Genomic DNA, 5689 nt, shown 5'->3' on the forward strand with positions numbered 1-5689 from the left:
TCATTATTCTTTGTTTTGCGTAGGACGTAATAGTTTGCGTCAAAGTTGATATCTTCCCATCGAAGGGTAATAATCTCTCCTCTGCGTCTACCTTGCAATGCGAAGAGGAAGAGGGCGTGATAAAAAGGATCTCCTTTAAATTCTTCTTCGATGGCTGCGTGGATCTTATTTAGTGTCATCGTTGCATTGACTACGATCTTTTTCGTTGATGGGAGCTTGATTTTGATTCCGTCACATGGATTAAATTGAATCATGCGGTTCGCAATGGCTTTTTTCATTGCCGGATTCAAAACTTCCATCGTTTGTTTCCGGGTGCGTGGGGAAAGATTCTTTTTTTCTTGTTCTGTTAGTGCATCTTCAATGTGTTTTTGACGCAAATCGACAAGTTTTTTTGTTCCGATTTCGGGTTTTACATATCGATCGTAGTGACTTTTGCGAATTGACTTGTATTTTCCCTCTGGTACATTTTTCCAATACTCTTCCATGTATGCAGCAAGTGTAATTTCTGTATTGAAGACAGAATCACGCTTCTCGTTTTTGATTCGAACTAGTTCGCCTTTGGCGAAAGTGATTCGATCTTTTTTGCCCCATGCTGATTTGTCAGTTAAATCAATTAAACCACTATATTCTTTTTTTTCGTACATAAAGCGGTATAAAAATATAGTGTGGTCATTATTTGCATTCAGACCAGTTTCTATTTTGTTTGGATAATCTTTTCTATTTATAGCCATTGTTTTGATACACTTTCAATAAGAAGTTGGGTACCGAGTTAGGTACCGACTTTTGATCTAATAGTATAGTTTTACATAGATTAAGAAAGAATTACATTAACGCAGAATAGGGCTTTTTAGAGCTGAGTATAATATAAGATAATTATGTACGTTTGGCTCATAACGGGGTTGTCCCAGGTTCAAGTCCTGGTTGACCCACCACCACTTCTCCATAAATACAATTTCACTCCGCCCATTCAACCCTCAAGTGCAACAACGTTATTTTTATAGTGTAGTTTTGAGTCGTCAATCCATTCAGCAATTTTAGCAAAGAACACTTCGTGTGGAGTTTTATAGCCAAGTATTTTTCGAGGTCTATGATTTAGTTTCTCCTGTATCTCTACAATAAATTGATCACTTATCGTCTCAAACTTCGTTTTCTTGGGGATATATTCCCGTATTAATCCATTGGTATGTTCGTTTAATCCCCGCTGCCATGATTTATAGGGTTCAGCAAAGTAAAAATCAATTCCGAGTTTTTGCTCGATATAGGCATGGTTAGCAAACTCTTTGCCGTTATCACTGGTAATTGTCTCGCCCATTCAACAATCAAGTGCAACAGAGTTGTTTTTGTAGTGTAGCTTCGAGTCGTCAAGTGATCGATTTGTCACTGCTTTGTGTTAATTTGACTATTCGATCTGCCCATACGGGGTTAAGACCGTATTGGGCACTTCATGATGAAATCATAGGTTCCCTTATCGTTTTCGATAATTTTGGCTACGGTTTCACCCCATGCTTTGACTATAAGTGTATCATTTACCATTTAATCGCCTTTCTAGGCAAAAGAATCGATTCAAGTTCCTCGATGCGTCCGAGTCTTTGGATGATGATGATAATAAAATTTTGAAACGAGATCTCTCCACTTTGTTCGAATCGCATATAGGTTCCAAAGGGTATGCCGGAAAATTCGGCAAACTCTTTTTGGGTCATTTTGGTAGCTTTTCGTAATGATTTAGCTCTGCGACCTATTTCATGCGCTATTTCTACGGAAGAATGGAGTTCGAAGGTGTCCATGGCAAAACCTCTAATCAAATATGATTTTATATCTACTATTTCTATGAAATTATTGATTTCTTTGGAATACTCGCCAAATAGTAGATGCTTTTTAAATTTCAAATCCCCTATATCCTAGCCAACATCACAATCACAAACGGTACGGGGCTTTTGGGCGCGCCGGCTGCATCGAATATACCCATAAAAGAGGTAGCAATCGCTTTTATCTGCAGTGCGGTGTATTCATGTTCGTAGGAATCATCAAGCACTTCCATGATTTTATCGACCGCGAGGTCAAGACGATCATCGTCGAGTTCGGCAAAGCCCAACCCTTTATCCCATGAGCAACAATGGGGGAACGTATGAAACGTCTTGCTGATCGCTTCATCATCTAAATCCTCAAGCAGTTTATATTCGCGGATAAAATCGACTATTTGTTTCAGTTTGCAGACCATAGTATTCTCCTAGTTAATGATATTTCAGAAAATGCATAAATCGTGCGCAAAGGGACTATTTCTATGAGAATGGTTTATGTATATGGTTTTCAATAATCGCTCATAGGGAGAATTTGGTGGATCCGTGTTTGGTAGGTATATGTGAGAGATTTGGAGAAGTAAGCGATTTTCTCGAACACAGGTCGCAGGATAAAGAGGCGATCGTGATACAGCTCTTTTCTGATTTTGTGGAGTGTTTCTCATCGGTGGGTGCAGAAAAACTCGACTACCCAAAAGAGTTTCAAAAAGATGTGAAATACTATATGCAAGGCGAACCGGTCATGATGGAGCAATTCGAAGATATAGAATTTCGCTATTTGATGCTGAGTGATTTTTATGATTTTTGCAGGTTGACAAAAAGATATATCAATAAGAAGGAATAGGTACTAAAATGTTACGTATGTCGTCTGAGTATAGAGCCACAACCCCTCAAATAGGAGAAACTGCACCCCAAGTATAATCCAAAAAAGATTACGGTATTTACGGCTTTTATGGCGGAAGATTTTTTGGGCGAAGACTGCACCGATACTCCCACCAAAGAGGGCTAAGGTTAGGAGGGTTTTTTCGCTGATCCGTCGTTGGTTGGTACGAGCTAAATATTTATCGTATCCAAATACGAAAAATGTTATCAGGTTGAAAAGAACGAGAAGGAGGATTAGAGCTTTCATCATCAGAGCCGCTAGAGGGTTAACCCCAATGCTTTTAAGAGGATATTTTTTTCTTTTTCCGTACTCGAAAAAAGGCGGTTATGGAGATCATCTTCCAAAATAGCGAGATCGTCAAACAGCTCTTCGTCATCTTTTTCGGGAAAATGTTTGCTCACTTCGGCTCCTAAAACTTGGAGATATTCATCACTGTTATTTTCATCAAAGAGTCCAATACGTTTCCCATGTTCGATGGTCGCTATGGTACGCAATAGATAGAGTTTATCGAGTCGATCGTCACTTTGCGGGGCATTGATCAAATCATTGATGCGATTTACTTCACTGCGGTAGATCTCGCTCGATGTTTTAATATTTTGGAGTTGATTGGGTGAAAAAGTCATAGAACCCTCGGTTAAAAATATGATGCGTATTATAGTACGGTTATGAAATTAAAGCTATAATGTATCCCTTTACAGTTTTGAATATCATTAGGATGGATAAAAAAATGCATGGTAAAATCTTTGAATACAATAGCAATACGCAAAGTGGATTAATCATAGATGTGTATCAAAATACCTACCGTTTTGTCCTCGAAGAGTATAAAGACTCAACTACTACTCATATAGCTGGAGCAAATGTAGAATTTAATTCGGATGGGAATATCGCAACAGATATTCATCTAGTCTTTGCTAATCAACAAACGAATCAATCATCTTCCAGTGGATCCAAAATGGTAATGATGCTTACGTTGATTATTGGTATCGGATCATTTGTAGCTGTAATGATATATTCGGAGCTTGAACGTAAAAATATTAAAGAGGTTCAAAATTTTTATCATGCCCAGATCAAAAAAATCGAAGGGTATTTGGAAGCAAAAAATTGTGTTGAGGCACTAGATGAGTATAAACGTGCACGAGAAACTCGTCATAAAGTAGATGAACAAGGGTTATATTACAGTATTGAGCCGTTTGCGATACAAGCACATGCTATTGACATTGCAGAATGTTATGCTCAAAGTGAAGACTATGAGAGTACGATCAAAATCCTCGATACTGAAGATGTCCGTAATGCTGATTATTTGCGAAAAGCTTCAGAGATTTATAATAGTATAGGGGAAAAAGAAAAAGCTCAGGAAGTGAAGCTCAAAGCTGATAAATATGAACAAGGGCAATAGCAATTATACGAAGATATGTACTTTTTAAACACTTTATTGTGAGGAGATACCATGATTCCATTTCGGCTTACGAATGACAATGTCAGAATGCCTGCTCTTATCTATGGCACCGCATGGAAAAAAGAGCATACTGTTGAGTTGGTGGAGATGGCAGTTTTAAGCGGATTTCGAGGGATTGATACGGCATGTCAGCCTAAACACTATGAGGAGCCGCTAGTGGGAGAGGCGCTGATGAGGTTGGCATCCCACGGGATAGGACGTGAAGCACTGTTTCTCCAAACTAAATTTACTCCACTCTCAGGACAAGATCCGAATCGTATCCCCTATGATCCCTCAGCATCATTGGCAGAACAAGTGGCACAGTCATTTGCATCGTCACAGCGTAATCTAAAAACCGATTATGTTGATTCACTTGTTTTGCATTCGCCCTTGTTTCCATATGCGCATTTATCACAAGTATGGGAAGCGATGGAAGCGATTTTTCACAGTAGCGGAGCACAGCAACTTGGAATCAGTAACTGTTATGATTTAGAATTGCTCCAATCCCTTTATAGGGATGCTTCGATCAAACCTGCAGTGGTGCAGAATCGATTTTATGCCGATAGCGGTTATGATCGTGAACTTCGATTATGGTGCGATGAGGTGGGGATAGTCTATCAGAGTTTTTGGTCATTGACTGCCAATCCCCATATTTTAGGTAGTCGGGAATTTTTTGCGCTGACGCAGGAGTATGATAAAACCGAGGCCCAAATCCTCTATCGCTATCTCTCTCATGTCGGGATTACACCGCTAATCGGTTCCACTTCACCACAGCACATTAAAGAAGATTTGGAAATTTTTTCTTTTGAGCTAAAGCCCTCTGAAATTGTAGCTATAAGTTCTCTTTTACTATAATTCCTTTTTTAAAGGAAAACATATATGCTTAAACGTTTTATATTAATTTTAGTATTGACGCTCGGGAGTATTCATGGTACTGAACTCTTCACGATGGATTCGATCCGCTCTAAAATCCTCACTTCCGCTGTATCGCTCTATTTCAGCGCACGCGGATACGGGAAAGTTGATAACGTTACGGTCGATACGACCAAAAAAAAGCTCTCTTTTGTTCTATTGCCTGAGGGGGAAAAACAGCCTCTGAATGTCTCTATCGGTTCTTACATGACCCTCACGATTGACAAAGAGGAGTATCTCATCCTCCAAAAAGTACAGACGAATCGGGTATGGCTCAACCGCATTTTTGCCGATCACATGGAAGAGGGGATCAAAGTGCCGCTGGGGATCGTCTCCAAAGGGGCGGGATCGCTACTGCTTAGTTTATAGTCCACAAAAAATTCACGATTAGAGATTATACTGGCATAAAAAGGATTACACCATGAAAACAATCATTTTACTTCTTGTGCTACTTTCTCAAATCCTGAGTGCCAAAGTCATCAGTGCGACCTATGAGGTCTCATACGGAATATTCCAAACGATGGGGATCGCCGATGCACGGTTTGAGACCCGCGAGGACGATACCTATTCCATCCGTATCGAAGCCCGTACCACGGGTGTGGCAAAATTCCTCACCAACAACCGTATCGAAACCTATGAGAGTCACGGACATATCATCAACGG

At 39.7% G+C, this 5689-nt stretch carries 10 protein-coding genes and 1 pseudogene; 5 read left to right on the forward strand and 6 right to left on the reverse strand.

Going from position 1 to position 5689, the window contains the following annotated elements:
* The 4 genes and pseudogenes from WA010_RS11305 to WA010_RS11320 form a co-directional block, all read right to left on the reverse strand.
* A partial coding sequence (locus tag WA010_RS11305) for a hypothetical protein (RefSeq protein ID WP_422557217.1) occupies window positions 1-731 on the reverse strand: 731 nt, incomplete at its 3' end.
* Window positions 732-967: 236 nt separating this feature from the next.
* Window positions 968-1303: pseudogene (locus WA010_RS11310) on the reverse strand (IS30 family transposase); the annotation flags it as partial.
* 223 nt (window positions 1304-1526) lie between these two features.
* Window positions 1527-1784, reverse strand: coding sequence for a helix-turn-helix domain-containing protein (locus tag WA010_RS11315; protein ID WP_422557218.1), 258 nt, complete (start codon window positions 1782-1784; stop codon window positions 1527-1529).
* Window positions 1785-1891: 107 nt separating this feature from the next.
* On the reverse strand, window positions 1892-2218 hold the full coding sequence (locus WA010_RS11320; RefSeq protein ID WP_422557219.1) for a hypothetical protein: 327 nt from the start codon (window positions 2216-2218) through the stop codon (window positions 1892-1894).
* 116 nt (window positions 2219-2334) lie between these two features.
* Between WA010_RS11320 and WA010_RS11325 the strand changes: the two genes are divergently transcribed.
* Complete coding sequence (locus WA010_RS11325; protein WP_422557220.1) at window positions 2335-2640, forward strand: hypothetical protein; 306 nt, start codon at window positions 2335-2337, stop codon at window positions 2638-2640.
* A 3-nt stretch (window positions 2641-2643) separates the two neighbouring features.
* Here WA010_RS11325 and WA010_RS11330 read toward each other — a convergent pair whose 3' ends face one another.
* Both WA010_RS11330 and WA010_RS11335 read right to left on the reverse strand, forming a co-directional pair.
* Complete coding sequence (locus tag WA010_RS11330) at window positions 2644-2928, reverse strand: DUF1294 domain-containing protein (RefSeq protein WP_422557221.1); 285 nt, start codon at window positions 2926-2928, stop codon at window positions 2644-2646.
* A gap of 8 nt (window positions 2929-2936) precedes the next feature.
* A complete protein-coding gene (locus WA010_RS11335; protein ID WP_422557222.1) occupies window positions 2937-3302 on the reverse strand; it encodes a hypothetical protein in 366 nt (121 codons plus the stop codon).
* A 104-nt stretch (window positions 3303-3406) separates the two neighbouring features.
* Here WA010_RS11335 and WA010_RS11340 point away from each other — a divergent pair, with 104 nt between their 5' ends.
* The 4 genes from WA010_RS11340 to WA010_RS11355 form a co-directional block, all read left to right on the forward strand.
* A complete protein-coding gene (locus WA010_RS11340) occupies window positions 3407-4075 on the forward strand; it encodes a hypothetical protein (RefSeq protein WP_422557223.1) in 669 nt (222 codons plus the stop codon).
* Between the two features lie 51 nt (window positions 4076-4126).
* Window positions 4127-4969: an aldo/keto reductase family protein gene (locus tag WA010_RS11345; RefSeq protein WP_422557224.1), complete on the forward strand. Its 843-nt coding sequence runs from the start codon at window positions 4127-4129 to the stop codon at window positions 4967-4969.
* Window positions 4970-4993: 24 nt separating this feature from the next.
* Window positions 4994-5395 (forward strand): hypothetical protein, encoded by a 402-nt coding sequence (locus tag WA010_RS11350; protein WP_422557225.1) that lies wholly within the window; start codon window positions 4994-4996, stop codon window positions 5393-5395.
* A gap of 52 nt (window positions 5396-5447) precedes the next feature.
* On the forward strand, window positions 5448-5689 hold a 242-nt coding region (locus WA010_RS11355; protein WP_422557226.1), incomplete at its 3' end, for a DUF3108 domain-containing protein.

The organism is Sulfuricurvum sp. (assembly GCF_049305995.1).
Classification (GTDB): domain Bacteria; phylum Campylobacterota; class Campylobacteria; order Campylobacterales; family Sulfurimonadaceae; genus Sulfuricurvum.